The following is a 26,078-nucleotide window of genomic DNA, read 5'->3' on the forward strand; positions in this document are numbered from 1 at the left end:
GTCGCGATGCGGATGAGCGAGGGCGTCGAGTGGGCGGCGCACGTGTGCGTGCTGCTGCACTGGCTCGACGAGGGCGGCCTGACGCCGGTACCCGCCACCCGGCTCGCCGAGTCCTACGACCTCCCGGCGGCGTACCTGGGCAAGCAGGTGCAAGCCCTTGCGCGTGCCGGGATCACCGAGTCCCTCCCCGGGCGCCGGGGAGGGATCCGCCTCGCCCGCCCGGCCTCCGCCATCACCCTCATGGACGTGGTCACCGCCATCGAGGGCGGGACGCAAGCCTTCCCCTGCACCGAGATCCGGCAGCGCGGAATGAACGCCGGCAAGCCGCGCAGCGAGTTCGCCCAGCCCTGCGGCATCGCGCACGCCATGCGCGGCGCCGAACTGGCGTGGCGGCGCGAGTTGGCCGCGACCTCGATCGCCGACCTGGCCTCCTCCACGCCGACCCGGGCCGCCGACGCTGCCCGGCGCCACTTCGGCGGCACCTGATCGCTCCAACCGAGCGCCCCGAGACCTCCGGGTTCCAAAACCTGGACATTTGATATCCATTTAACGAAAGGAGCGGACAATGAGCCGCACACCCGGAGCAACGTCGTCACCCGAGACGTACAAGGCGCTGATCGCCCTCGACGGGCGCCTGGCGAAGTCGCTCGGCAAGGTCCTCTACGACGTCGTCAAGCTGCGCGCGTCCCAGATCAACGGGTGCGCCTACTGCGTGGACATGCACGCGAGCGACCTCGAGCGACTCGGCATGCCGACCCGCACCATCCACGGCATCGCAGCCTGGGAGGAGAGCCCGTTCTTCGACGAGACCCAGCGCGTGGCACTGGCTTTCGTCGAGCGACTCACCGGCGGCATCGACGCCGTCGACGACGCGCTGTGGGACGAGGCCGGCCGGCTCCTCGGCGAGGAGCGCCGCACCGACCTCCTCGTCGCCGTCGGCACCATCAACACCTGGAACATGCTGGGCATCACCACCCACCTGCACCCGGCCCCGTAGAACGGCCGCCACCGTCGATCCCCATCGTTCTGATCCCGCGCGCATGACTTAACAGCGTTAGCCCATCCGCCGTCCTGGGACTTCTCCTGCATCGGTTGCTAGCTACTCGCCGGTAGTCGATGCAGGGGACCGCGGCACCGGGTCGGTGCGACGGTCCTATGTAAGTCAACAGGCGAGTCAGGCTCGCCGTAGGGCATGTTCTGGAGGCTCGGGGCGTCGAATGTCAGGGGATGACCGGATGTCGGGTGTAGCGGGCCCCTTCTATGGTTGGCGTATGGAATCTCTTGTCGTCCTGGGAGACCGTCTCTTCTTGGCTGTGACTGGCGCGCTACCGCTTCGTCTTGTGGTCTGGCCGGTGCGGGTGTTGCTCGCTGCCGCGTTCGTCCCGTCGGGAGCGAAGAAGGTTCTCGGTCAGCCGTTCACACAACTTCCGTCCTCCGATCCGGTCGGAGGTTTCTTCGCCCACCTTGAGGCAATGCCTTCCGTGTACTGGCTCGTCGGGATCAGTCAGCTCGTGGCCGCGGTGTTACTGCTGGTCCCGTGGCTGACGATCGTCGGCGCTCTGATCTACCTGCCGGTTTCGATCGGGATCGTCGTGGTGACCTGGACTCTGCCATTCGAGAACACCCGCTTCATCACGGCAGGAATGCTGGTGGGAGTGGTCTTCTTACTCTGTTGGGAATGGCCCCGGCTGCGGTACCTATTGTTGCCGCGAGCCGTCCCCTCGGCGGCGGACCTCGCCCAGTAGATCCGCTCTGAGCGCGTTGTAGACCTCGCGCGCTATGAACCGCTCCAGGCAACGAGGACGTCTCGCTTGGAGAGTCCTTCTGCGCGGCGGCGTTCCATGTAAGCGATAGTTCTGGGGTCCCAGCGCAGGCGGATGACGGCGATCAGGTGCAGGGATCGGTTGGCTTGCCGGTCACCACCGCGGTGCAACCGCATTCGGTCGGTCCGGCCGGACGATGCGGGGATCGACGCGGCTCCGCACAGCACGGCGAAGGCGGAGTCGATGTGGACGCGTTCGATGTTCTCACCGGCGCTGATCAGGAACTGCGCGGCGTGAACGGTCCCGATGCCGATCTTCGAGGGCAATGTCGGGGCGGTCGCTGAACGAGTTGCTCGAGCTGCTCGTCCAGGGCCGCGACTTCGGTGTCCAGGTCGCCGATTCTGCATGCGAGGGTCCGCAGGGCCAGCTTCGCCGCGTGGGCCGGCTGTGAGAGCTTGTGCATGTCAGGGCGGAGGCGGCGGCACGCAGCGGCGCGGGTCTTCGCTCCCGGGCCGGCGGCGTTGATCTGTTGACGCAACTCGTCCGGTGCGGTGACCAGGAGATTCTGGATCTGAGTCTGCGCGGGTGGTGAGCCGCCCCGGACAGCGTCGACATGTCGCATCGAGGACACCCGTTCCGAGCACGATCACCCGCCTTCGCCGGCTACCCCGTGAGTAAGAAGCAGTCGACGCAGACGTTTCCCCAGGAAGTATCCTGGGGAAACGCTGTTACGTCACGCGGGTAGGACCCACGGCCGCGCGCGGCGGCGTCGTCGTCAGGCGACGGGGCCGCGGGCGGCCTCGTACGCGGCGCCGACGCGGTAGAGCCGGTCGTCCGCCTGCGCGGGCGCCAGGATCTGCAGGCCGACGGGGAGCCCGTCGTCGTCCGACAGGCCCGACGGCACCGACATCCCGCAGTGGCCCGCGAGGTTGGTCGGCAGCGTGAACAGGTCGAACAGGTACATCGCCAGCGGGTCGCCGACCTTCTCCCCCAGCTTGAACGCCGTGGTGGGCGTGGTGGGCGAGACGATGACGTCCACGCTCTCGTAGGCGCGGGCGAAGTCCTCGGCCAGCAGGGTGCGCACCTTCTGCGCGCTGCCGTAGTAGGCGTCGTAGTAGCCCGAGCTCAGCGCGTAGGTGCCGATCATGATGCGCCGCTTGACCTCCGGGCCGAAGCCGGCCTCGCGGGTGAGCGCCATGACCTCCTCGGCGGAGTGCGTTCCGTCGTCGCCGACGCGCAGGCCGTAGCGCATGGCGTCGAACCGGGCGAGGTTCGAGGAGACCTCGGACGGCAGGATCAGGTAGTACGCGGCGAGCGAGTACTGCAGTGTGGGCAGCGACACCTCGACGGTCTCGGCGCCCAGATCGCGCAACTGCTGGACGGCCTTCTCGAAGCTCGCCTGCACGCCGGCCGCGGTGCCGTCGGCGCCGAACTCCTTGACCAGGCCCACGCGCACGCCCGTGAGGTCACCGCCGGCGCCCGCGCGGGCGGCCGCGACGACGTCGGGCACCGGTGCGTCGAGCGAGGTGGAGTCGAGGGGGTCGTGGCCGGCGATCACCTCGTGCAGCAGCGCCGTGTCGAGCACGGTGCGCGCGCACGGCCCGCCCTGATCGAGCGACGACGCGCAGGCCACCAGGCCGTAGCGGCTCACGGCGCCGTACGTCGGGCGCACGCCGACGGTGGCCGTCAGCGACGCGGGCTGGCGGATCGAGCCGCCCGTGTCGGTGCCGATGGCCAGCGGCGCCTCGTGCGAGGCGAGCGCCGCGGCGCTGCCGCCGCCCGAGCCGCCGGGCGTGCGGTCGGCCGCCCACGGGTTGCGGGTCACGCCGTAGGCCGAGTTCTCGGTCGAGCTGCCCATGGCGAACTCGTCCATGTTGGTCTTGCCGAGGATCGGGATCCCGGCGGCGCGGAGCTTGGCGGTCACCGTCGCGTCGTACGGGGAGGTCCAGCCCTCGAGGATCTTGGAGCCGCACGTGGTCGGGGCGTCGGTCGTGGTGAAGACGTCCTTGAGCGCCAGCGGGACGCCGGCGAGGGCGGACGCGGGCTGCTCGCCGCGGGCGCGGGCCTCGTCGACGGCGCGAGCGGCCGCGAGAGCCTGCTCGCCGGAGACGTGCAGGAAGGCGCCGAGCTCGCCGTCGACCTCGGCGATCCGGTCGAGGTGGGCCTGGGTCACCTCGACGGAGCTCAGGTCCCCGGCGGCGATCTTCGCGGCCAGGTCGGCGGCGGTGGCGCCGGTGATGTCGTTGGCGGCACGCAGAGCGCTGTTCTCAGACACGGTCACTCCTCCCCCAGGATGCGCGGAACCGCGAAGCGGTCGCCCTCGCGGCTCGGGGCACCCGAGAGCGCCTGCTCCGGCGTCAGGCATCCCGTCGGGACGTCGGCGCGGTTGACGTTGACGTTGCCGACCGGCAGCGTCAGCGGTGCGACGTCGGCGTCGCCCAGCTCGGTCACCACCTTCACGTGCTCGAGGATCGAATCGAGCTGCGTGGCGAAGACGTCGAGCTCTTCGTCGGTGACGGCGAGGCGCGACAGGCGCGCCAGGTGGGCGACCTCGTCCCGGGAGATGGCAGACATGTCTGCAATCCTAGGCGGCGTTCAGGCGCGCGGCCCCACCACCCGGTAGCGGCCGCAGAGGAAGGCCTTGTTGCGCGCCCATTCGACGAGCTCGAAGTCGAAGGCACGCGGGAACAGCGGCCGCCCGGAGCCGACGGTGGCGGGCGCGTAGCTGATCACCACCTCCTCGAGCATGCCCGCCTCGGCGAATTGCGCGGCGAGGTCGCCGCCGCCGACCACCCACACGCCCTTGTCCCCCGCCGCCTCCTCGATCGTCGCGCGGAGCTCGGCCGGAGTGCCCGCCACGAACCGCACGCCGGGGTGGATGGGGGCGAGCTCACGGTGGGTGAAGACGAACACCGGGTAGTCGGCGTAGTACCAGGGCTCGTCGCCGGCCCGCACGCGATCGACCACCCACTGATAGGTGGTGTAGCCCATCACGATCGCGCCGACGCCCTTCATGTAGTCCTCGATGCTCATCGGCCCGCCGTCGTCGATCGGCTGGCTGAGCAGCCAGTCCAGGCTGTCGTTGGAGTCGGCGAGGAAGCCGTCGAGGGTGGACGCGGTGTAGTACGAGTAGGCGGTCATGATGCTCCTCCGGTGATGCGTCGGTGCCAGATGATGGGGTCGGGATCGAGTTCGGGGGTGTCGACGGGGATTCCGGCGTCGGCGAGCATCCAGCGCGCCAGGAGGCGGCGGTGCGCCGAGAAGGTCAGCTCGTGCGCGACGATCTGGGAGAGCAGGAACGATTCGGGCGGATCGCACAGCGCGTCGATCACCCGGTCGCCCCAGGCGCCGCGCCGCTCGATGTCGCGGATCAGGGCCAGCCACTGCGGTGAGATCCGCTCGTGGTGCGCGCGAAGGACGTCGGGGGCGTCGTCGGGGTCGCGCTGCGGATCGGGATCGCCCGCGATGGTCGCGAGCCACGGCTCCACGCTGTGCACGAGGTGCCAGAGCACCTGAGCGAGCGACTCGTCGGGGCCGTCCCAGCTGCGCGGGTGCGAGCCCGGGAGCCGGACCCTGCGGTACGCCTCGCCGGGCAGCTGCGCGGCTGCCTCGAGCAGCGCCCCGATGTCGGCGGCGTCGTGCTGGACCTGCAGGGCGAGCACGTCCCCCGTCGAATCCTCGTGTCCCTCCGCGGCATCGACGTACAGGACCGTCGGCGAGTGGAAGTGCAGGCCGTTGGGCGCCGGCAACCAATGCCCGACGGTGCGCGGCAGCCCCGTCGGCGAGTGCCCGTACGCCCGTGCGAACGCACGGATGAACCCCTCGACGGACTCGTAGCCCGCCGCGAAGGCGGCGTCGGTCACCGTCGAGCCGCGCTGCAGCTGCCACGCGGCGCGTTCGAGGAGGAGGCGGCGGCGCAGCGCGACCGGGGATTCACCGGCGCCCGCACGGACCTGGCGGGCGAAGTGGTGCGGCGAGCTGTACGCGCCGGCGGCCATCGCGTCGAGGCTGTCGTGCGGGTCGGCGAGGACGGCCTCGAGCAGGCGGCGCAGCGGATCGGCGGGTTCGGACATGGGAAACAGTATCGACCGGCCCGCCCCGCTGCCGCTTGACCGTTCTTGCTCAGGTGAGAGAGCGCCGCTCCAACCAGGGCTTGATCCGCGCGGTCACCCACGGCAGCACGAGGAAGACCATGAGCGGGGTGTTGATCAGCGTCGCGATCAGGGTGCGGCCCACGAGGCCCCAGCCGTGCGTGGGCAGGAAGCTCAGGTGCGGCAGCACCAGGAAGTTGATCAGCAGCGACAGCGGGAAGAAGCCGAGCCAGATCGCGACGGCCTGCTTCCACCGCGGCGGCACTTTCGCCACGGGCGAGGCGACGGGGCCGGCGCCGTCGGCCTGCGGGTCGAACCAGCCCTCGATCCCCGAGAGACGATGGGTCGCGGTCTCGACCGCGAGGCCCTCGCAGCGCTCCAGCCAGTGCTTGCGCACCCGCGAGCGCTGCCAGTCGTCGAGCTCCTCGTCGGAGGCGAACCGGTAGATCACGAAGTACAGCTCGGGGTCGTCGGCGGCGCGGACCCAACCGCCGCCCAGGAAGCCGCGGTAGGTACGGGCCAGTGCGATTCCCGCGTCGGTCCAGGCCAGGAATTCGTGTTCGCGGCCGGGGGCGATGCGTCGGGCGACGGAGGTCAGCGAGGCCTTGTGGGCCGCTCCTGCCTCCGCCCGGGTTTCGGTGTGGGGCATGCGTACCAGTGTCGGGGCCGAGAGCGCCCGGCACCAACCGAGGCGGTGTGATCTTCCCGACGTCCGACTCGCCCGCGCGCCCGCGGTGGGCAGGATCTGCGCGCCGCGGGGGCGGGTGCCACAATCGGGGCGTGTCCTACCTCCTGCGCGTCCGCCTCACCGACCGCCCCGGCAGCCTGGGTTCCCTGGCCGTGGCCCTCGGCTCGGTGGGTGCCGACATCCTGTCCCTCGACGTCGTCGAGCGCGGCGACGGCTTCGCGGTCGACGACATCGTCGTCGACCTCGGCCCGCAGTCCCTGCCGGACACGTTGATCACCGCCGCCGAGGCGCTGGACGGGATCACGGTCGACTCGATCCGCCCGTACGCCGACGTCCTCGACACCCACCGCGAGCTGGAGCTCATCGACCACGTCGCGGGCGCGGGCCGGGACCAGCTGCAGATGCTGGCCGATCAGATCCCCCGCGTGCTGCGCGTCGGGTGGTGCGCCGTGCTCGGCAACACCCCGGAGACCGAGTGGCCCGTGTTCGGTTCCTCGGGTCTGCCCGAGACACCGCCGGAGAATTTCGACTTCCTGCCGCTGAGCGGCCCCGTCGCCCTCGACGCGGAGGCCGACTGGGTGCCCCAGACCTGGCAGCAGATGGACACCAAGCTCGCCGCCGCGCCGCTGGGCGCGATCGGCAAGGTCGTGCTCGTCGGCCGGCCCGGCGGGCCGGACTTCCGCCCCTCCGAGGTCGCCCGGCTCGGCTATCTCACCGGCATCGTGGCGACGGTGCTGGTCAGGTAGCGTCCGGCTCCTCGCCCGCCGGCGGACGCACAGCGTCGGGCCCCTCTGCCAGAAGCTTCGCGAAGCCGTCCTCATCGAGGATCGGCACGCCCAGTTGCTCGGCCTTGTCGGCCTTGGACCCGGGAGCGTCACCGATCACGACGAACGCCGTCTTCTTGGAGACGCTGCCCGCGGCCTTCCCGCCGCGCACCAGGATCGCCTCCTTGGCCTCGTCGCGGGAGAAGTTCTGTAGCGAGCCCGTCACCACGATGGACATGCCCTCGAGGGTGCGCGGGATCGAGTCGTCCCGCTCGTCCTCGAGTCGCACGCCGGCTGCCCGCCACTTCTCGACGATCTCCTGGTGCCAGCCGACCTTGAACCACTCGATCACGGCCTCGGCGATGGTGCGGCCCACACCGTCCACCTCGGCCAGCCGGTCGACATCGGCCGCGGCGATCGCGTCGAGGCTGCCGAACTCCTGCGCGAGCGCGCGGGCCGCCGACGGACCCACGTGCCGGATCGACAGGCCCACGAGCACGCGCCAGAGCGGCTTGTCCTTGGCCGTGTCGAGGTTCTTGAGGAGCCGCTGCGCGTTCGCGGAGAGGCTGCCGCCGTCGTTGGTGAACAGCGGGACCTGCAGCAGGTCCTCCTCGGTGAGGGCGAAGACGTCGCCCTCGTTGTGCAGCACCGGGGAGACGGTGAGCGCGCTGGCCGCCTCGTAGCCCAGGCCCTCGATGTCGAAGCAATTGCGGCCCGCGAGGTAGAACAGCCGCTCCCGGAGCTGGGCCGGGCAGGCCTCGGTGTTGGGGCAGCGGATGTCGGCGTCGCCCTCCTTCGACGGCGCCAGCACGGTGTCGCACTCGGGGCAGGTGACCGGCATGACGAAGGGCCGCTCAGTACCGTCTCGCAGATCCACCACCGGTCCGAGAACCTCGGGGATCACGTCGCCCGCCTTGCGGATGGTGACGGTGTCGCCGATGAGGACGCCCTTGCGCTCCACCTCGGAGGGGTTGTGCAGCGTCGCGAACTCGACGGTGGAACCGGCGACGGTGACCGGCGCCATGTAGGCGTACGGCGTGACCCGGCCGGTCCGGCCCACGCCCACCCGGATGTCGAGCAGCTTCGTGGTGACCTCCTCCGGCGGGTACTTGTAGGCGATGGCCCACCGGGGCGCGCGGGAGGTGGCGCCGAGCCGCCGCTGCACGGCGATCTCGTCGACCTTGACCACGAGCCCGTCGATCTCGTGCTCCGGGTCGTGCCGGTGCTCGCCCCAGTAGAAGACGCGGTCGACCACGGCGTCGGCGCCGGTGACCTGCTTGGTGTACTGCGAGACGGGCAGCCCCCAGGCGGCCAGGGCGCGGTACGCGTCGTGCAGCGAGGACGGCGACCACTGACCCTGGATGCGACCCAGGCCGTGGCAGATCATGCCGAGCTTGCGTCGCGAGGTGACCTGCGGATTCTTCTGGCGCAACGACCCCGCCGCCGAGTTGCGCGGATTGGCGAAGGGCGGCTTCCCCTCCGCCACCAGGCCGGCGTTGAGCTCCTCGAAATCGGCGAGCCGGAAGAAGACCTCGCCGCGCACCTCGAGCACCTCCGGGATCGGGAACTCCTCCGATGGGGTCAGCACGTGCGGCACGTCCCGCAGGGTGCGCGCGTTGAGCGTGACATCCTCACCGGTGCGGCCATCCCCGCGGGTGGCTCCCCGCACGAGGGAGCCGTTCTCGTACACCAGGTTCAGGGCGACACCGTCGATCTTGAGCTCGGTGAGGAAGACCACTTCTCCGCCGACGTCCTTCTGCACCCGGGCGATCCAGTCGCGCAGCTCGCCCTCGTCGAAGACGTTGTCCAGGCTCATCATCCGCTCGAGGTGATCGACCGCGGTGAACTCGGTGGAGAAGCCGCCGCCGACCAACTTGGTGGGTGAATCGGCGACCGCCAGTTCCGGGAAGGCCGCCTCCATCTCCTGCAGCCGGCGCAGCAGCGCATCGAACTCGCCGTCGGAGAGGACGGGCGCATCCTGCACGTAGTACCGGAACTGGTGCCCGCGCACCTCCTCCGCGAGTTCCTGCCAGGCGCGGCGGTCGTCCTCGGTCAGCTCCTTCGACATGCGCCCCAGATTAGTCGAGGGCACTGACGGATCCGCGCGCTCCGCACGTCCGGCGGGCGCCACCGCCACCGACGTCACACGGGCCGAGGTCCCGGCCGTCGATGCAGTCCTTTATGTTGTTACATATCCAGTTCACTAGGAGCGCCCATGTCGCAGGACCCCGTCGTCCAGGCCCTCACCACGGCGATCGCCGCATCCCCCGAGTTGCCCGAGCTCCGGGAACGGCTCATCGAGGTCCTCATCGAGCGCTCCGACACCGCGCAGGCGGTGACGGAGTGTGCGCAGGCACTGGCGGCGTTCCCCGGGGACGAGCGCTTCGTCGCGCTGCTCACCCGCGCGACCAGCGCCGCACCCGCCCCCACCACTAGCACGCCGCCGCAGTCGCCGCCCCCGACGTCGGCACCGCGGTCGGGCGACTCGTTCGACTGGGAGCGCGCCGAGACGGAACTGGGCGAGACCCTGCCGCCACCGTTCGTCGGCGGCGACGAGGCGGACGGCGCAGCGACCGAACACGCGCACATCGAGATCGAGCGCACTCCCCTGCGCCTGTCCGAGGTCGCCGGCATGGCCGAGGTCAAGCAGCGCCTGGAGACGACCCTGTTCGCGCCGCTGCGCAACCCCGAGGTGGCGAAGGCGTTCGACCTGACCGCACGGGGCGGCCTGCTGCTCTACGGCCCGCCAGGATGCGGGAAGACCTTCCTGGCGCGCGCGATCGCCGGCGAGCTCGGCGCCTCGTTCATCCAGGTGGGCATCTCCGAGGTCATGAGCCGCTGGCTGGGCGAGAGCGAACGCGCGCTGCACTCGATTTTCGAGGCCGCCCGGCGCAACGCTCCGACGGTGCTGTTCTTCGACGAGCTCGACGCGCTCGGCCACCGGCGCAGTGCCATGTCGGGCGACAACGGCCTGCGCCCCCTGGTCAACCAGCTGCTCGCGGATACGGATTCAGCGACGGCCACCAACGACGACGTGTTCATCCTCGGCGCCACGAACCATCCGTGGGACGTCGATCCCGCCCTGCGACGGCCCGGGCGCTTCGACGCCACGGTGTTCGTGCCCCTTCCAGACGGTCCCGCCCGCGCGGGCATCCTCAGCCACCACCTCTCCAGCCGCCCTATCGCGGGCATCGACCTCGCCTCCGCCGCCCGCCGCACGGAGGGTTTCAGCGGTGCGGACATCGCCGGTGTCTGCGCCACGGCCACCCGCGCCGCGCTCCGTGACTCCGTCGCCGCGGGAACCGTGCGGCCGATCACGATGCGCGACCTCGACACCGCGATCGCCGAGACCCGCCCCAGCACCGATGAATGGTTCACCACCGCACGCGGGGTCGTCGACTTCGGCAACGCGGACGGCACCTACGACGAACTCGCCGCGTACCTGCGCAGGCGCAAACGCCGGTGAGCGCCGAGCACTACGCCGCCGTCGCCCACGCCTACCAGCAGAGCGGGCACTACGCGAAGGCCATCGAGAACGCGCAGTCCGCGCTGGCACACGACCCGCGTCATCGACTGGCCCTGGTGGTGCTCGGGTGGTCGCAGCTACTCGACGGGCGATACCGCGATGCCCTGGCCACCGCCGAATCGTGCGTCGCCGACGCACCGGAGGACACCAGCGGCATGCTCCTCCTGGCCCACGCCCACGGGCACCTCGGCGAGCGGGGCGCCGCGGTGCAGGCCATCGACCGCGCGCTGGCCGCGGAGCCCGAGAACGCCGGCCTGCATGTGGCCCGCTCCCAGATGACCGTGGAGGTCCAGCCGACGTGGGCGTTGGCGAGCGCCCACCGGGCGATCGCCCTGGAGCCCGAGAACCCAGACGCCCACGTCGCGGCCGGTAGCGCACTGATCACCCTGAAGCGGATCAAGGAGGCGCGCGCGGCCCTGACCCGGGCGCTGGCGATCGACCCGGATCATGCACCCGCGCTGCAGCTCCTGTCGATCCTGGAGGGTTCCCGGTGGCGCCTGCTCACCGGTACGCGGCGCATGATGCACGCCGGGATGCTGGAGCCGGGTAGCGAGGCGCTTCCCTCCGTCGCGCGCGTCATCGTGGATCGGGCGCTGACCATCGCGTTCGTCTCCCTGGGACTCGTCGCGGTGATCGGCGGCCTCGTCGCTATGACGACGGCGCAACCGGTTCCCCGGCCGGCGGCGGAGACGACGGCCGCCGGACCGCGGACCATCACCGTGCCCGGTGACCTGCGAGTCGATCCGACCGGGATCTCCAGCGAACCGGACCGCGTGGTGACCCTGCCCCCGGAGCCCGGGAGTTCTCCGCGCATCCGCCTGACCGAAAAGCCCGCGATGGGGCCTCCGTCCCCGGCCGCCGTCCGCATCGTCGCGGGAATCGCCCTCGGTGGGCTCGCCGCGATCGCGGTCTGGACATTCCGCGCACTCCCCGCGAACGCCGGCCGCGTCCTTCGGCGCACGGCCCTCCGGAACCTCGAGTCGGCCGTCCTGGGCGTCATCGTGCTCGCTCAAGTCATCCTCCTGGGCATCGCACTAGCATCAGGGCACATCGGACCGATCAGAGTCGTCATGAGCGGTTCCATCGTGGCGTACGGCGTCTACCGCGGAGTCGTGTTCATGGCGCACGTCGTCCGGGGTCAGTAGCCCGTCCCGGCCGCACCGGTCGGGCTCAGTCCTGCTCCGAACCGAGGGCGTCGGCGACGCTCTCGAGGTACGCCTCGGCGGCGCCTTCGTCGGAATCGACTGCCGGGTAGAGCACATCGGTGACGCCGGCCTCGCCCCAGCGGGCCAACCGGTCGCGGTCGGGGCGACCGTCCAGCGCGACGATGCGGGGCGCGCCGTCGCGCCCGTGCTCCCGCCAGATCTCCGCGAGGCGGCGAGCCGCGTCGGTGATCCCGCGGTCCCGCGGGGTGGTGATCCAACCGTCGGCGTTCTTCGCGATCCAGGTGAAGTTCTTATCCGTCCCGCCCGCCCCGACCAGCACGGGCACCGTGCCGGGCGGTTTGGGCCAGGCCCAGCTGGGGCCGAAGGACACGAACTCGCCCTCGTAGCTCGCCTCCTCGTCGCGCCACAGCGCCCGCATGGCCTCGAGATACTCGCGCAGCATGGTCCGCCTGCGGCCGGCGGGCACACCGTGGTCGGCGAGCTCGTCGAGGTTCCAGCCGAATCCGACGCCCAGGCTCACCCGCCCGCCGGACAGGTGGTCAACGGTGGCGATCGTCTTGGCGAGCGTGATCGGGTCCGCCTGCACGGGAAGGGCGACGGCGGTCGCGAGCTCGATCCGCTCGGTCACCGCTGCTGCGGCGGCGAGAGTGGTCCACGGATCGAGGGTGCGCAGGTAGCGGTCGTCGGGCAGCTCCGCGGTCCCGGTTCCCGGGTGCGCCGCGTCCCGGCGGGTGGGGATGTGTCCGTGCTCGGGCACGAAGTAGGACGCGAAGCCCGCCGCTTCGATCAGCGGCGCGAGCCGCTGCGGCGGCAGACCGCGGTCGGAAGTGAACTGGACGATCCCGGTGCGTACGTCGTGTTCCCGCATCATCGAATTAGAACATGTTCCATCACCGCGCCGACGCGGCCCGCAGGATCCGCGATCACCACCCACGACATCGCCAATGTGTCAATCGTGCAAATCAGTGATCTCGGTCATTCTCTTGAGTTAGCGTCCGGAACTGATGACGCCCGTTGTCACACCACCACCTGGGTAGTTCAAGAACAAGGAAGCCCGCATGCCCATCATGACCTCCCCCACGACACCGTCCGCACAGCCGAACCGCATCACCCGCCGCGCCACGCACAGGGCCGCGAACCGCACGAGGCGCCGAGGCGGCCGCTGGCGCGCCGGCCTGGTCGCCGCCGCCGCGACCGCCGCCCTCGCCGGCACCGCCGGGGCGCCGATGGCCGCCGCGGCCACGACGAGCAGTACCGGCCAGCAGGGCGACATCGTGATCGGTGGAGTCAACCTGCGCGACTACGGGATCGACATCACCAAGCTCGGGGGCGAGAACCCCGACCTCAGCGAGCTCGACGTCCAGAAGTTGCTCACCCTCCTCGACAACCCGGTGGTGCGCCGGATCGTCGAGTCCTGCCGCACCGGCGGTCTCGCCGGCGGAGGTTCGGCAGGGGGTGGCGGGGGCGCCGACTGCAGCGGCTCCACCGGTACCGGCGCGGCCCTGGTCCTGCCCGACCGCGTCGACCTGGCGAGCGTAGCGGATCAGATCACGATCAACCTCGGACCCGACAAGCAGGTCATCATCGTCACGATCCCCCTCGGCGAGCAGACCCCGTTCGGCGTGCTCAGCGCGCTGGCGGTGCAGCCCACCGGCCTGATCAAGACCGGCCTCGCGGTCTTCGGGCTCACGGACATGGATCCGACCGCGATCGGGAAGTACAAGACGCTCGCGGATGTCACCGCCGCGGCGGCCCTGCCGTACAAGCCGGTCGAGGAGCGCTACTGCACCCGGACGATCTGCATCATCGGCGGCTGGGCGTACCGGACGGTCGACGGCAACCTCGCCACCCGCACGGAAGCGCTGAAGATCGCCGGGCAACTGTCCGGCCGCACGTACGACTACACGCAGCCGACCGTCCTCACCTTCAGTCAGGGGCCGACCGGCTCGTCGACGATCCTCGGCGACGGCTACTCGTTCGCCCTCTCCCGCAACGGTGCCGCCGCGCTCGCGCAGACGAAGTTCAAGCTCGCCCTCGCCCTGGCCGGCGCGGACGGCGCCGGCGCGACCTCCCAGGCCACCGCGGGCCTCGGCCTCGCTCTGGCGCTGAACATGAACACCAGCACGATGGGACTGGACTGGTTCGGTTCCCGGTTGAACTTCGACAAGATCAAGGAGTCGAAGGTCCTCGACCTCCTCGCCCGCTTCGACATGCTGCCGGCGGGAATCGACGCCGACACGATCACCAACGCGATGGACCTCGCGCAGAACCTCACGCTGCCGGACCTCAAGGAGGTCAGCTGCCTCGGCGCCTCCAGTTCCGCGTCGGCGTCCGGCCTCGGAGAATGCTCGAACACGCTGGGGCTCTTCGACTACTACCGCGACCTGCGGCCCGCCACCGTCGGCCAGACCCGGCAGACCTCGTGGGGCCTGACCGACCCCACGTCCCTGTTCCTCGGCAACGGCAACCTGCTCGCCCGCGGGCTCACGCCCGGTGCGATCGCGGTGCTCACCGCCCTCGCAGGCGGGGACCTCAGCGCGATACCGCCGGCGGAACTCGCTGCGCTGCTGCAGAACCCCGTCGTCAAGGAGGCGATGGAGGCCCTGTTCTCGGAGGAGAAGCGACTCAAGCTCACCAAGGACTTCCTCCGGTTCACCAAGGAGGTCTCCACCACGGGCACCGAGGTCCCCGTCCTCGACGAGAACGGTGCACCGGTCCTCGACGAGAACGGCACGCCGAAGGTCACGACCTCGACGTCGAGCAGTACGCGCTACCTGTTGACCAGTGATTACGGCCTGCGGTCCCCGATCACCGTGGACTGGTTGGGCTACCGCCTCACGGTCTTCCCCGCTGCCGAGGTCAACGGCACGATGCGGCCCAACTACCTCGGCATGCCCACCATCACCAGGCTCGACGGCGGGGCGAGCCTGATCCCCCGGATCGGGCTGATCGAGCTGGAGAACCCGTTCGGACTGGGCACGATGCCGATCCGCCCGTTCGCACCGTTCTCGGCGCTGGACAGCTGGATCTCGAGCATCACTCTCAAGCAGGACATCGACCGCGTCAAGGACGTTCTCCCGCTGGCGGAGAAGGCGCTGTCGCAGGACGAGGAGCCGGTCACCGAGGCCGCGGCGCCCGTCGCCGCGGCGGCGCTGTCGGCGCCCGCGGACAGCGCCGCGCGGCGGGTCACCGCCGACGACGAGAAGTCCACGCCGGCACCGTCGCCCAGCACGGAGACGAAGGCGGTCGAGGCGCCCACCACCACGACGCCTGAGCCCGCAGCGCCCACGACCGAGGACACCGCGACCGAGAGCACTTCGACGCCGGATCCCGAGGGCACGCCGGAGAGCGCCCCGGGCGCGGACACCGATGCCGCCGCAGGGGTCGACGGCGAGGCCTCGGCGACCGAGGTCGCGGCCGACGCCGAGGCGGAGACGGAGACGGAGTCCGCGACGACGGTCGACGCCGCCGCCTGACCCGGCGATCGTCCTGATGGGGTGTGCCGCCGGGCGCTACGCTCGGCGGCATGCCCCATCCGATCATGTTCTCCGACGACGATCCGATGCTCGCCCGGGTGCGGGAGATCGCGCTGGCCTTCCCGGAGACCGAGGAGAAGATCGCGCACGGGCGCCCGACGTTCCGCTGCGGCAAGATGTTCGGCGTCTACGGCGGCGGCACCAAGAAGACCGCCGACCGGCCGCACGAACAGCGCAACACCAGCCTCCTGTTCATCGCCGATCCCGCCGAGCGCGCAGCGCTCGAGCAGGACGAACGGTTCTACCTCCCCGCGTACATGGCCTCGGCCGGGTGGCTCGGGCTCGATCTGACGATCGGCACCGTCGACTGGGACGAGGTGCGGGAGCTGCTCGACGCGAGCTACCGGCGGATCGCCCCGAAGCGGGCGATCGCGGCGCTCGACGCCGCTACCGGCGAGTGAGGGTGATCGACGGCAGCCGCAGCTCGTCGCCCTGCAGGGTCGCGGTCTCGCTGGACCCGCGACGATCCCGCAGCACGACCTGGTCACCGTCGACGGTGTAACTGCCGCCGTAGGCGTTGACCTGACCGCGCAGATCCTCCTCCCACGTGCCGTCCGCGGCGAGACGGACCACCCAGTCGCCGTTGACGTACGTGCCGGGCACGTGCGCGGGGATCGCGGTGGGTACCTGCGAGGCGACGCTCGGAGCGGACGCCCCGGTCGGGGTGGTACTCGCGCTCGAGGCGGGCTCCGACGAGCCGCCGCACCCGGCGAGGGCGACGGCGGCGGCGAGGGCGGTGGTGGTTGCGGCGATGCACCTGCACACGGTCATACCGCACACTAACGCCACCGGCTCAGCCGTGTGCGGCCTCGGCGAGGTCCGCGGCGACGCGGCCGCACGCCTCCAGGATCGGGCGCACGTTCTCCGGCTTCGCCCCTGCGAGCCCGCACTCGGGTGTCACGACGGTCTTCGCGAGGTCACGGCGGGCGAGTCCGATCTCCTCGTAGAGGCGGACCGCCGCCGCGGCGTGCGCGGCGGGATCGGGGCGCCGGGCGGCCGGGACCAGGCCGAGCCCGACGAGGGTGCGGGACTCGGCGAGTTCGCCGAAGCCCTCGTAGTCGGCGACGGCGAGCCGGGGCACGTCGACGAACGCGCCCGCGGCCGGCACCCGCCGCACCACGTCCCAGTCGATCCGCCCGCACAGGTGCAGGGCCACCGGGGCGTCGACGGCCTCGATCACGGAGGCGAGCAGTTCGGCGGCCTCCGGCGCGGGCACCGCGCGCACGGGATCGAGCTTGGTCAGCGCTGGCACCGTGCCGTGGACGACCGACCACATCGACGGCTCGTCCAGCTGCAGCACGACGTCCGCGCCGAGGCGGCGGCGCAGGTCGGCGACGTGCCGGCGCAGCCCCTCCGCCAGTGAGGCCGCGACGTCGCGCATCGCCCCGCGGTCGCGGGCCACCCGGTGCCCGTTCGGCAGTTCCAGGCCGGCGGCGAGGGTCAGCGGACCGGCGAACTGCGTCTTGACCAGGCCACCGCCGCGGCGACGGGCCATCTCGTAGGCCTCCTCCAGCGCGTCGAGGTCCCGCTCCAGGTAGTCGCCGGTGAGCCGCGCGACGCGACCGTCCGGCACCCCGATCCGGTAGCCGGTGGTCGAGACGTCGAGCCCGATGTCGACGAGCAGGCCCGCGCCGCGGCCGATCATGTCGGCGCCGATCCCCCGGTGCGGGAGCTCGGGTAGGAAGGGCACCGCGAGTTCGCCCACGACGGTGGCGGCGGCCTCGCGGGGGTCGGTCCCCGGCAGCGAGCCGATCCCCGTCACCCCGCCGATCAGAGGGGCGAGCGGATCAGACATGCGCGCCGTCGTGCGCGGTCGAGCGGATGGTGCCGGAACCGAGCACCAGATCGCCGCGCTCGCCGTCGGGCGCGTAGAGCACCGCGGCCTGGCCGGGCGCCACGCCGCGCAGCGGCTCGTGCAGGTCCAGGATCAGCCGGTCCCCGTCGGCGTGGGCGGTGACGGGCGCGAGGCCGCCGTGCGCGCGTACCTGCACCATCGCCTCGATCGGGGCGGCGGGCGCGGCCCCCGAGGTCCAGACGGCACCGTCGGCGACGATCCGGGCGACGTCGAGCTGCTCGCCGCTGCCGACCCGGACCTCGCCGCTCTCGGCGTCGATGGCCGTGACGTAGCGGGGCGCGCCGTCGGGTCCCGGGCCCGGCAGGCCCAGTCCCTTGCGCTGCCCGATGGTGAACTCGTGCACGCCGCCGTGCTCGCCGAGCCGTTCGCCGGTCGCGGCATCGACGACGGCCCCGGGCCGCACGCCGATCCGGGCGCCGAGGAAGGCCTGCGTGTCGCCGGACGGGATGAAGCAGATGTCGTGGCTGTCGGGCTTGTCCGCGACGGCGAGGCCGCGGCGCGCCGCCTCCTCGCGGATCGCGGGCTTCGGCGTGTCCCCGACGGGGAACATCGCGCGCGCGAGCTGCTCGGCCGTGAGCACGGCGAGCACGTAGGACTGGTCCTTGTCCGCGTCGACGGCGCGACGCAGCTCGCCGTCCTCGAGCCGGGCGTAGTGGCCGGTGGCGACGGCGTCGAAGCCCAGCGCGTAGGCGCGCTCGGCGAGCGCGGAGAACTTGATCTTCTCGTTGCAGCGCAGGCACGGGTTCGGCGTCTCGCCCGCCGCGTAGGCGGCGACGAAGTCGTCGATCACGTCCTCGCGGAAGCGGTCCGCGAAGTCCCAGACGTAGAACGGGATGCCCAGCACGTCGGCGGCGCGGCGGGCGTCGCCCGCGTCCTCCTTGGAGCAGCAGCCGCGCGAGCCGGTGCGCAGGGTTCCCGGGGCCTCGGACAGCGCGAGGTGCACGCCGACCACGTCGTGACCGGCCTCGACCGCGCGGGCCGCCGCGACGGCCGAGTCGACGCCGCCGCTCATCGCGGCGAGCACGCGCATCAGGGGGCCCCCGTGAAGCTGAGCCCGGCGGCGCGGGCGCGCTCGACGACCTGCGCCAGCGCATCGAGCACCGCGTCGATGTCGGCCTCGGTGGTCTCGGGGCCGAAGGAGAAGCGCAGCGAGCCACGCGCGACGCCGGGGTCGGCGCCCATCGCCTCGAGAACGTGGCTGACCCGGGCGACGCCGGCGCTGCACGCCGAGCCGGTGGCGCACTCGATGCCGCGGGCGTCGAGCAGCATGAGCAGCGAATCGCCCTCGCAGCCGGCGAAGGAGACGTGGGCGATGCCCGGGAGTGCGGGGACACCGTGTGCGGCACCGCCGTTGATGACGGCGCCCTGGAAACGGCGCACGCCCTCGATCAGGCGGTCGCGCAGTGCGGCGCGTCGGGGCGATTCCTCGCCCATCCTGCCGATCGCGGTGGTCAGCGCTGCGGCCATGCCCGCGATGCCGGCGACGTTCGGAGTGCCGGAGCGCAGGTCCCGCTCGTGACCGCCGCCGTGGGCCAGCGGCACCAGGGACACGGTGCGGCCGATGAGCATGGCGCCCACGCCCTGCGGTCCGCCGAACTTGTGCGCGGCGTTGGTGAGCACGGCCAGGCCGCTGGAGTCGAAGTCGATGGGCACGTGACCGGTGGCCTGGGTGGCGTCGGAGTGCATGGGCACCCCGTCGCGGGCGCACTCGGCCGCGAGCTCGGTGATCGGCTGGATCGTGCCGACCTCGTTGTTGGCCCACATCACGCTGACCAGTGCGACGGTGCCCGCCGCCTCGTCGAGCGCGGCGCGCAGGTCGGCGGGATCGACGAGGCCGCTCCGGTCCACGGGCAGCAGCACGACGCGCGCGCCCTCGTGTTCGCCGAGCCATTCGACCGCGTCCAGGACCGCGTGGTGCTCGATCGCCGAGGCGATCACCGTGACGGCAGCGGGGTTCTCGGCGCGGCGGGCCCAGTAGAGCCCCTTCACCGCGAGGTTGACGGCCTCGGTGCCGCCGCCGGTGAAGACCACCTCGGACGGCCGGGCACCCAGCTCGCGGGCGATCGACTCGCGAGACTCCTCGAGGATCCGCCGGGCCCGGCGACCGGAGCCGTGCTGCGACGAGGCGTTGCCCGGTCGGGCGGCGACCCGCGCCATCGCCGCCAGCGCCTCGGGCACCATCGGGGTGTCCGCGGCGTGGTCGAGGTAGACGGGGTTCTCGCGGTCGGGAGTCATCGCGTCCCAAGAATACGCCCGCCGCCGTTCTCGGTGGCCCGGCCCCTTTCCGGGTCAGGCCACGAGAGGCAGGCGCGCGGGGGCGTCGAGGAACTCCGCGTCGGCGAACACGGCGGCTTCGGCGCGCGCGGCCAGTGCCACGCGCCCCGGGCGGGCCCACTGCGCGGCGTCGATCACCTCGATGGCGTGCACGCGCACCGCGACGCCGCGGGCACCGATCACGCGGGCGAGGGTGGAGACCTCGGTGTCGGCGCCGACGTACGCCGCGACCGCGCTCTGCCGGGCGCCGCGCGCCGGTCCGGGCAGCCGCATCGAGTAGCGCAGCGAGACGGGCACCACGTCGACGCGGGCGTCGATCGCGGCCTGGAAGAAGGCGGGCCGGAACTCCCCGCGGTGGAACCCGCAGTACGTCGTGCCCTCCGGGAACAGGGCCACCGTGCGGCCCCTGCCCAGCAGTTCCGCGACCTGCTCGACGGTCCGCGGCAATTCGCTGAGCCGTTCACGGCGCAGCGGGATCGCGCCGAAGGCGCGCATCAGGACCGCGACGGGACGCACGTCGAAGATGTCGGCCTTGGCCACGAACGCCGCCGGGGCGATCGAGGCGATGGCGACGATGTCGAGCAGCGACTGGTGGTTCGCCACCACCAGCGAGCGCAGAGGCACGTTGCCCACCGGCTCCACGCGCATGCCGATCGCGAACAGCATCGCCCGGGCGCCGCCGCGGATCACGACCCGCCGGGCGGTCGCGCCGCACGGATAGGCCAGTGCCAGCGCGAGCAGACCGGCGAGCATCACCGTCACCAGCGCCGCCCAGCGCACCGCGCGCAGCCACGCCGCGCTCTCCTGCGGCTCAGCGGCGGAGCACGCCCCGTCGCACGGGGAGACCTGCTGCCAGGGGTGCCGGGGCAGTTCCGCGACGGGGATCATCGCTAGATGCTTCCCGCCGCCTGCTGCAGGCGTTCGAGGTAGCGGACGTTGAACCGCCTGCGGTCGATGATCATCGGGAAGTCCGCGACGTCGAAGACCGGATCGAAGCTCGGGGCGCCGAGGATCTCCGCGTTCATCCGCAGGTAGCCCGTCACCAGCGGCGGGAAGGTGCGGCGGGAGGCGGGCTCGGCCGTGATCTCCTCGACCTCGTTCCGCGGGGTCACCACCCACTGCGCGCGGTGCTTGGCGTCGACCAGCTCGCGCACGGCGCGGACCGTCGCACCGCGGTCGTACCCCTCGTACTGCATCGGAACGCTCACCGCGCCCATCGCGTACCGGATGCCCCGCAGATCGCTGTAGGCGAGCAGGCCCGCCCACATCAGGCACAGCACACCGCCGGTGCGGTGGTCGGCGCGGACGCAGGCCCGGCCCATCTCCAGCGTCTCGGGCCGGATGTGATCGAGCGCATCCAAGTCGAACTCGGTTGCCAGGTACAGGCCGCCGGCGGCGATGGCCCCGGGCGGCGGCAGGATCCGGTAGCAGCCCACGACCTGATCGCTCGGCTTGTGCCGGATCACGAGGTGGTCGCAGAACTCGTCGAAGCGATCGGCGTCCCGGCCGTCGACGACGCCGGCCATCGAGGCCTCGAACCCCGGCTCGGTGCCGAAGACCTCGTAGCGCAACCGCTGCACGGTCTCGATGTCGTCCGCACGGGTGGTGAGCACGACCTCGTACTCGGCTCCGTCGATCAGCGTCTCGTGGGCAGAGGTTCGGCCGGTGACCAGTGTTCCCGGAGTTCTCATGGCGCTCAGGGTGGGCGCGGGAGACGACGGGGCGGTGAACCGCGACCGCGCGGGTCGGTGAACCCTTGCCGAACGAGGGTGAATAGCGGGCTACGCGACGGTGCTACAGCGCGGTGCGCCCGATGGTCGGCGGCATCGACGCCACGTACTCCGCCGCCTCCGCGAACTGCAACGAGGTGATCGTGCCGCCGAGGGGAAGCTCCGGTTCGACCGGCTCGATCACGCACTCGGCGGCCAGCAGCTCGTCGACGGTGCCGTACCGCGCCACCGCTCGCAGCTGCGACCACGTGGGCGGCAGCAGGAAGCGGCGCCCCGCGGACCAGTCCTCGAGCGCCTGCGCCGCCGTGCACCAGCCGGCCTCCTCGACCTCGCTGGTCCGATCGTCGGCCTGCTGCCCGGCCGGCAGAGCCGCGAGGAAGAACCGGGTGTCGTAGCGGCGCTTCTCGTTCTTCGGCGTGATCCAGTGGGCCAGCGGCCGCAGCAGGTCGGCGCGCAGGACCAGCCCCTCCTCGCGGAGGAACTGGGCGAGGGAGAGCTCCTTGGCCTCGAGCCTGCGCCGCGCGGGCGCGAGGGCGGAGACGTCCGGCGCGCCGCCGTCACCGTCGGAGACCAGGAGCACGCCGCACTCCTCGAAGGTCTCGCGCACCGCCGCGCACACCAGCTGGCGCGCATCGCGTTCGGTGGCGCCGAAACGCTCGGCCCACCACGGGGCTTCGGGCCCCTGCCAGGCGAGGTCGGCCTCGCCGTCGCGGGGGTCCACGCCGCCGCCGGGGAAGACGGTCATACCGCCGGCGAAGGCCATCTGCTGGACGCGACGTTGGAGGAAGACCTCGATCCCGTCCGCGCCGTCGCGCACCAGCACGACGGTGGCGGCGTCCTTGGGCACCGGAGGCGCCGAGGGAGATTCGATGTTCGAAGACATTCGCTCACCGTATCGGACGGGCGGCCGCGAATGTCCGGTTCGAGCGGGACCGTCGCCGGTCAGTCGAGGCGCAGCGCCTCGCGCAGGGCCACCGCGCCGCTGTCGATCTCGCGGATCAGGTCGGCGAGTTCGTCGCACGCCCGCCCGTCCGACGATGCCGCGGCCGCGCGGAGCCGCTGGACGGCCCGCCGGAAGGCGTGCTCGTAACCGCCGCCGTAGAGGTCGGGCGGACCGGCACCGCCGGGAACGACCGACGGTGCGGCCCCGAGACGGGAGGCGAGGCCGGACGCGCTCTCGGCCAGTGCCGCGGTCAGCTCCCCGACGGTGCGCTCCCCGGCGGGAGCTGCGAGGTCGGCCGAAACCGCCTCCGACAGGAGTGCGGCGTACTCCTCGGCCGCCCGGTGCAGATCGCATGTGTCCATGACGCCCCCAGTAGGTTCCAATGGTCGGTGATACAGCAATACCGTGCACCACAGTAGACGATTTCCGTGCACCGCGGTAGAGGATCATGGAGGAGCGATGGCGACCGAGGAACCCGGCACCGAGCCCGACCTGGCGGAGGCGATCGGCGTGCTGGGGCGCCGGTTGCTGGCCGCCGAGGAGCCGATCCTGCGCGAGGCGGGCGTCTCGATGTGGGAGTACGCCATCCTCACCACGCTGCTGCGCGGCGGCGCGGTCTCGCAGGTCGAGCTGTCGCGCCGCACGGGGCGTGACACCACGCGCCTCGGCAAGCACCTGAGCGACTTGGAATCCCGCGGGCTGATCGCGCGCGAGCAGGCCGACGACGCGCGACGGCGCACCGTCAGCGCGACCGGCGCGGGGGCGGACGCCCAGCGGCGCGCGAAGGACGGGATCCGTCGGGCGGAGGACGCGATGCTCGCAGCCCGGCTCTCCGGCGAGGAAGCCGCGACGCTGCGCCGCCTCCTCCTCCGCCTGTCCGAGGACTGAACGGGGCCCGACGGCGCGCTGCGACCGGGCCCCGGCGCCGCCCCGGACGGGTTTCGTGCGATGCCTTGACCGGCGGACTCACCGGCTGTCATGGTCGTAGTCACGGGATGGAAGTTAAGGAGCGTTCAGCATGACGCACTACCCGGAACTCGCGGAGCGCGTGCGCTCCCAGGCGGCCCTGCAGCCGGACCTCTACGGCGACATCGACTTCGACACCGCGCCCCATCGACACACCGCCGACCCGGAGGTCCGCTCCACCCTGCGCCCGCGGGTCGGCAGGCGCTCCGCGACGCTCGAGGACCCGCGGACCGTGGAGCTCATCGCGACCACCACGCTGCTCGGCGACGTCGTCGCGGATCCGTACGCCGCGCTGGAGCCGCGCTTCGGGACCAAGACCCTGGTCTCGATGCTCCGCCGCGCCTGTCGGGAAGGGATCGACGCCGTCCCCGACGCGCCGGAGGAACTGCGCGCGTTCCTCGCCGCGATGGAGGACACCCCGGCGTGGGGCGATCCGGGGATGGTCGAAGAGGGCGCCCGCCTCGCGCGGGTCGGCTCTGCACTGACGTCCCCGTTCATCACGCGCGGCGTCTTCCTCGCGACCTTCCTCAACACCTACGCGGCGCTCCCCATGGCGCTGACCGGCGCCCTGTCCGGCAAGCGCGCGGCGCGGCGGATCAACGAGACCGCGAACTTCTTCGCGGTGACCACACTGCCGGGCGCCCTCGAACGGCACCGGGAGGGCTTCGAGGCGGCCGCGATGGTGCGGCTGATGCACTCGATGGTGCGCTTCCACGCGCTGACCCGGCCGGGTGCGTGGGACCGCGCGGTGTACGGCATCCCGATCCCCCAGGTCGACCAGATGCCGGCGGGCACCATCGGCAGCTATCTGCTGGCGATCAGGGCGCTCCGCGAGCGGCGCGACTTCGACGCCCACGAACGCGCGATCGTCGAGTTCAACCGCTACCGCTGCTTCGTGCTGGGCCTGCCGGAGGAACTGCTGCCCACGACACCGAAGGGCATCGTCGCGGTCTTCAACGGCCGGGCCGCGCTGCTGCGGGACGACTTCGACGACGAGACCTGCGGCGCGCTGGTGCGGTCATCGATGGAGGCCTACCTCCGGCCCGGCCACAGCCCCTTCGACGAGGTGGCGAGTCTCGTCGAGAAGGCGTGGAGCAAGACCTCGTTCGCGCTCGCCTTCTGCAGCGGCAAGCCCGCCAAGGCGGCGCGGATGGGCGTGGACTTCACCCCGCTCGACGTGGCCCTGGTCGCGGTCACCGCCCCTTTCATCGGCGGCCGCACGATCGCCGCGGAGATCGGCGCCCGGATCCCGGTGGTGCGCACCGGCGTCGACATCTACCTCACCCGGCTTATCCACCAGCGTCTCGCGACGTACGGTCATCCCGAGTTCGTCTCCGACGGAGCGACTTACGCCCGCACCTGAACCGACTCCTCCGGATCGCGCACCGTGAGGAACGCGACCAGGCCACCGGCCGCGCAGAGCGCCGCGGAGACGAGCATCGCCCGCGCGAAGCCGCCCTCCAGCGACGGCCCGCTCGGATCCGTGATCCCGACCGCGAGGGGCAGCACGGCGACGGCGAGCAGGCTCGCGAAGCGGGAGATCGCGTTGTTGGCGCCGGACGCGGCGCCGACGTACTGCGGCGGCACCGCCGCGAGCACGGTGGACGTGAGCGGGGCGACCGTCATCGCCATGCCCAGCCCGAAGACCACGATGCCGGGCAGCACCCCGCTCGCATAACCCGCCCCGGGGACCACCCGCATCAGCAGCGCCAGCCCGATGCCCGCCACCAGGGGGCCACAGGTCATCAGCGCCCGCGGACCGGTGCGCTGGGCCAGCGCACCCATCCGCCCGGAGAGCAGCAGCATGATGAGCGTGAACGGCGCGAACGCCAGCCCGGCCTCGAGCGCCGAGTACCCCAGGTTCGACTGCAGGTGCAGGGAGAGCAGGAACAGCGCCCCGCCGAGACCGGTGTAGACGGCCAGGGTCACGACGTTGGTGCCGGTGAACTGCGCCGACCGGAACAGTCGCAGCGGGACGAGCGGGTCCGCGGCGCGGTGCTCGATCGCCGGGAAGGCCGCGATCCCGAGCACGCCGACGACGAGCGCCGCCACGACCACCGGCGTCCATCCCTGCACCGGGGCCTCGATCAGCGCGAACGTCACCCCGCCCAGGCCGACGGTGACGGCGCCGGCGCCCGCCACGTCGAGCGGGCCCCGTTCCCGCGCGTCGCGAATGCGCGGCACGTGGCGGACGGTGAGCAGCAGCGCCACCGCGGCGAGCGGCACGTTGATCAGGAAGACCCAGCGCCAGGATGCGACGTCGACGAGCCAGCCCCCGACGAACGGACCGAGCGCGGAGGAGACACCACTCAGGCCCGCCCACAGTCCGATCGCCCGGCCGCGGTCCTCCACCCGGATGACGGTCTCGATCATCGCGAGGCTGCTGGGCACGAGCAGCGCCCCGCCGATGCCCTGCACCACCCGCGCCAGGATCAGGGACTCCCCCGTCGGGGCGAGTCCGCACGCGATCGAGGCGAGGGTGAAGAGCACCAGGCCCGCGAGGAACACCAGGCGCCGGTCGTACCGGTCGCCGAGCGCGCCACCCAGCAGCAACAGGGCGCTCAGCGTCAGCAGGTACCCGTCGAGCACCCACTGCAGCACCGACAGCCCGCCACCGAGGTCGCCGCCGATCGCGGGCAGCGCCACGTTGACCACGGAGCCGTCCAGGAAGGCGACCCCCGATCCCAGGGCCGCGGCGGTGATCAGCCAGCGGCCCGACGCCGACGACAGCGCCAGTCGCTCCGTCACGACCGCGCCGTCTCCGCGTCCGGGAGGT

General features: G+C 71.9%; 28 protein-coding genes. 11 read left to right on the plus strand and 17 right to left on the minus strand.

The features are described from left to right. The first annotated feature begins 6 nt into the window (after positions 1-6). The 3 genes from BLQ62_RS16340 to BLQ62_RS16350 all read left to right on the plus strand — a co-directional run bounded on the left by BLQ62_RS16340 (position 7) and on the right by BLQ62_RS16350 (position 1,745). Positions 7-486 carry an RrF2 family transcriptional regulator gene (locus tag BLQ62_RS16340; RefSeq protein ID WP_068567799.1) on the plus strand — a complete coding sequence of 160 codons (480 nt, stop codon included), beginning with the start codon at positions 7-9 and terminating at the stop codon, positions 484-486. A gap of 79 nt (positions 487-565) precedes the next feature. Beyond that, positions 566-997: a carboxymuconolactone decarboxylase family protein gene (locus BLQ62_RS16345; protein WP_068567801.1), complete on the plus strand. Its 432-nt coding sequence runs from the start codon at positions 566-568 to the stop codon at positions 995-997. A gap of 274 nt (positions 998-1,271) precedes the next feature. Then, a complete protein-coding gene (locus tag BLQ62_RS16350) occupies positions 1,272-1,745 on the plus strand; it encodes a DoxX family membrane protein (protein ID WP_068529642.1) in 474 nt (157 codons plus the stop codon). 32 nt (positions 1,746-1,777) lie between these two features. Here the strand turns inward: BLQ62_RS16350 and BLQ62_RS16355 are convergent, their stop codons facing one another. Beyond that, positions 1,778-2,089, minus strand: coding sequence for a transposase (locus BLQ62_RS16355; protein ID WP_068567805.1), 312 nt, complete (start codon positions 2,087-2,089; stop codon positions 1,778-1,780). Here BLQ62_RS16355 and BLQ62_RS24360 point away from each other — a divergent pair. Beyond that, entirely contained in the window at positions 2,089-2,214 is a 126-nt protein-coding gene (locus BLQ62_RS24360) for a hypothetical protein (protein WP_273546467.1), read from the plus strand. The genes BLQ62_RS16355 and BLQ62_RS24360 overlap by 1 nt on opposite strands. A 324-nt stretch (positions 2,215-2,538) precedes the next feature. On the opposite strand, the gene gatA is transcribed toward BLQ62_RS24360, so the two are convergent. The 5 genes from gatA to BLQ62_RS16380 are packed head-to-tail and all read right to left on the minus strand — an operon-like array spanning position 2,539 to position 6,503. Next, positions 2,539-4,038 (minus strand): Asp-tRNA(Asn)/Glu-tRNA(Gln) amidotransferase subunit GatA, encoded by a 1,500-nt coding sequence (gene gatA / locus BLQ62_RS16360; protein ID WP_068529635.1) that lies wholly within the window; start codon positions 4,036-4,038, stop codon positions 2,539-2,541. Between the two features lie 2 nt (positions 4,039-4,040). Continuing rightward, positions 4,041-4,337 carry an Asp-tRNA(Asn)/Glu-tRNA(Gln) amidotransferase subunit GatC gene (gene gatC / locus BLQ62_RS16365; RefSeq protein WP_068529633.1) on the minus strand — a complete coding sequence of 99 codons (297 nt, stop codon included), beginning with the start codon at positions 4,335-4,337 and terminating at the stop codon, positions 4,041-4,043. A 21-nt stretch (positions 4,338-4,358) separates the two neighbouring features. Next, entirely contained in the window at positions 4,359-4,904 is a 546-nt protein-coding gene (locus tag BLQ62_RS16370; RefSeq protein WP_068529630.1) for a dihydrofolate reductase family protein, read from the minus strand. Further along, positions 4,901-5,836, minus strand: a complete 936-nt coding sequence (locus tag BLQ62_RS16375; protein ID WP_068567806.1) for a helix-turn-helix domain-containing protein — start codon at positions 5,834-5,836, stop codon at positions 4,901-4,903. Before BLQ62_RS16375 ends, BLQ62_RS16370 begins: the two co-directional genes overlap by 4 nt. A gap of 49 nt (positions 5,837-5,885) precedes the next feature. Then, positions 5,886-6,503 (minus strand): antibiotic biosynthesis monooxygenase, encoded by a 618-nt coding sequence (locus BLQ62_RS16380; protein WP_068529624.1) that lies wholly within the window; start codon positions 6,501-6,503, stop codon positions 5,886-5,888. A 131-nt stretch (positions 6,504-6,634) separates the two neighbouring features. Here BLQ62_RS16380 and BLQ62_RS16385 point away from each other — a divergent pair, with 131 nt between their 5' ends. Continuing rightward, complete coding sequence (locus BLQ62_RS16385; RefSeq protein ID WP_068529621.1) at positions 6,635-7,288, plus strand: ACT domain-containing protein; 654 nt, start codon at positions 6,635-6,637, stop codon at positions 7,286-7,288. Here the strand turns inward: BLQ62_RS16385 and ligA are convergent. Further along, positions 7,281-9,374, minus strand: a complete 2,094-nt coding sequence (ligA, locus tag BLQ62_RS16390; protein ID WP_068567808.1) for an NAD-dependent DNA ligase LigA — start codon at positions 9,372-9,374, stop codon at positions 7,281-7,283. The genes BLQ62_RS16385 and ligA overlap by 8 nt on opposite strands. Positions 9,375-9,521: 147 nt before the next feature. Here ligA and BLQ62_RS16395 point away from each other — a divergent pair, with 147 nt between their 5' ends. Further along, complete coding sequence (locus tag BLQ62_RS16395; protein WP_068567810.1) at positions 9,522-10,772, plus strand: AAA family ATPase; 1,251 nt, start codon at positions 9,522-9,524, stop codon at positions 10,770-10,772. Next, a complete protein-coding gene (locus BLQ62_RS16400; RefSeq protein ID WP_068567812.1) occupies positions 10,769-11,977 on the plus strand; it encodes a tetratricopeptide repeat protein in 1,209 nt (402 codons plus the stop codon). Before BLQ62_RS16395 ends, BLQ62_RS16400 begins: the two co-directional genes overlap by 4 nt. Positions 11,978-12,002: 25 nt before the next feature. On the opposite strand, the gene BLQ62_RS16405 is transcribed toward BLQ62_RS16400, so the two are convergent. Continuing rightward, positions 12,003-12,869 (minus strand): TIGR03619 family F420-dependent LLM class oxidoreductase, encoded by an 867-nt coding sequence (locus BLQ62_RS16405; protein ID WP_244499918.1) that lies wholly within the window; start codon positions 12,867-12,869, stop codon positions 12,003-12,005. A gap of 187 nt (positions 12,870-13,056) precedes the next feature. Here BLQ62_RS16405 and BLQ62_RS16415 point away from each other — a divergent pair, with 187 nt between their 5' ends. Together BLQ62_RS16415 and BLQ62_RS16420 are read left to right on the plus strand one after the other, a co-directional pair. Continuing rightward, entirely contained in the window at positions 13,057-15,474 is a 2,418-nt protein-coding gene (locus BLQ62_RS16415; RefSeq protein WP_115391332.1) for a hypothetical protein, read from the plus strand. 50 nt (positions 15,475-15,524) lie between these two features. Then, the gene (locus BLQ62_RS16420) at positions 15,525-15,935 is read left to right on the plus strand and encodes an MmcQ/YjbR family DNA-binding protein (RefSeq protein WP_068529610.1); all 411 of its coding nucleotides are present in this window, start codon (positions 15,525-15,527) and stop codon (positions 15,933-15,935) included. Here BLQ62_RS16420 and BLQ62_RS16425 read toward each other — a convergent pair. From BLQ62_RS16425 to BLQ62_RS16460, 8 genes are all read right to left on the minus strand, one after another. Beyond that, positions 15,922-16,305 (minus strand): Atu4866 domain-containing protein, encoded by a 384-nt coding sequence (locus tag BLQ62_RS16425; protein WP_068567820.1) that lies wholly within the window; start codon positions 16,303-16,305, stop codon positions 15,922-15,924. The two genes, BLQ62_RS16420 and BLQ62_RS16425, sit on opposite strands and share 14 nt — an antisense overlap. Before the next feature lie 22 nt (positions 16,306-16,327). Continuing rightward, positions 16,328-17,329 carry a uroporphyrinogen decarboxylase/cobalamine-independent methonine synthase family protein gene (locus BLQ62_RS16430; protein WP_068567822.1) on the minus strand — a complete coding sequence of 334 codons (1,002 nt, stop codon included), beginning with the start codon at positions 17,327-17,329 and terminating at the stop codon, positions 16,328-16,330. Then, positions 17,322-18,419, minus strand: a complete 1,098-nt coding sequence (mnmA, locus tag BLQ62_RS16435; protein ID WP_068567824.1) for a tRNA 2-thiouridine(34) synthase MnmA — start codon at positions 18,417-18,419, stop codon at positions 17,322-17,324. The genes BLQ62_RS16430 and mnmA overlap by 8 nt, the downstream gene beginning before the upstream one ends. Next, positions 18,419-19,624, minus strand: coding sequence for a cysteine desulfurase family protein (locus BLQ62_RS16440; protein WP_068567826.1), 1,206 nt, complete (start codon positions 19,622-19,624; stop codon positions 18,419-18,421). The genes mnmA and BLQ62_RS16440 overlap by 1 nt, the downstream gene beginning before the upstream one ends. Positions 19,625-19,678: 54 nt before the next feature. Continuing rightward, complete coding sequence (locus tag BLQ62_RS16445) at positions 19,679-20,551, minus strand: lysophospholipid acyltransferase family protein (protein WP_068529594.1); 873 nt, start codon at positions 20,549-20,551, stop codon at positions 19,679-19,681. A gap of 2 nt (positions 20,552-20,553) precedes the next feature. Continuing rightward, positions 20,554-21,354, minus strand: coding sequence for a GNAT family N-acetyltransferase (locus BLQ62_RS16450; protein WP_068529590.1), 801 nt, complete (start codon positions 21,352-21,354; stop codon positions 20,554-20,556). Positions 21,355-21,457: 103 nt separating this feature from the next. Then, positions 21,458-22,276, minus strand: a complete 819-nt coding sequence (locus tag BLQ62_RS16455; protein WP_068567828.1) for an NUDIX hydrolase — start codon at positions 22,274-22,276, stop codon at positions 21,458-21,460. Between the two features lie 59 nt (positions 22,277-22,335). Then, positions 22,336-22,698 (minus strand): hypothetical protein, encoded by a 363-nt coding sequence (locus BLQ62_RS16460; RefSeq protein WP_068567830.1) that lies wholly within the window; start codon positions 22,696-22,698, stop codon positions 22,336-22,338. A gap of 97 nt (positions 22,699-22,795) precedes the next feature. Here BLQ62_RS16460 and BLQ62_RS16465 point away from each other — a divergent pair, with 97 nt between their 5' ends. Further along, positions 22,796-23,224, plus strand: a complete 429-nt coding sequence (locus BLQ62_RS16465; protein WP_068529582.1) for a MarR family winged helix-turn-helix transcriptional regulator — start codon at positions 22,796-22,798, stop codon at positions 23,222-23,224. 130 nt (positions 23,225-23,354) lie between these two features. Next, a complete protein-coding gene (locus tag BLQ62_RS16470; protein ID WP_068567832.1) occupies positions 23,355-24,665 on the plus strand; it encodes an oxygenase MpaB family protein in 1,311 nt (436 codons plus the stop codon). Here the strand turns inward: BLQ62_RS16470 and BLQ62_RS16475 are convergent. Further along, positions 24,650-26,050 carry an MFS transporter gene (locus tag BLQ62_RS16475; RefSeq protein ID WP_068567835.1) on the minus strand — a complete coding sequence of 467 codons (1,401 nt, stop codon included), beginning with the start codon at positions 26,048-26,050 and terminating at the stop codon, positions 24,650-24,652. The genes BLQ62_RS16470 and BLQ62_RS16475 overlap by 16 nt on opposite strands. Between the last annotated feature and the right edge of the window lie 28 nt (positions 26,051-26,078).

Source organism: Tsukamurella pulmonis (assembly GCF_900103175.1).
GTDB lineage: Bacteria > Actinomycetota > Actinomycetes > Mycobacteriales > Mycobacteriaceae > Tsukamurella > Tsukamurella pulmonis.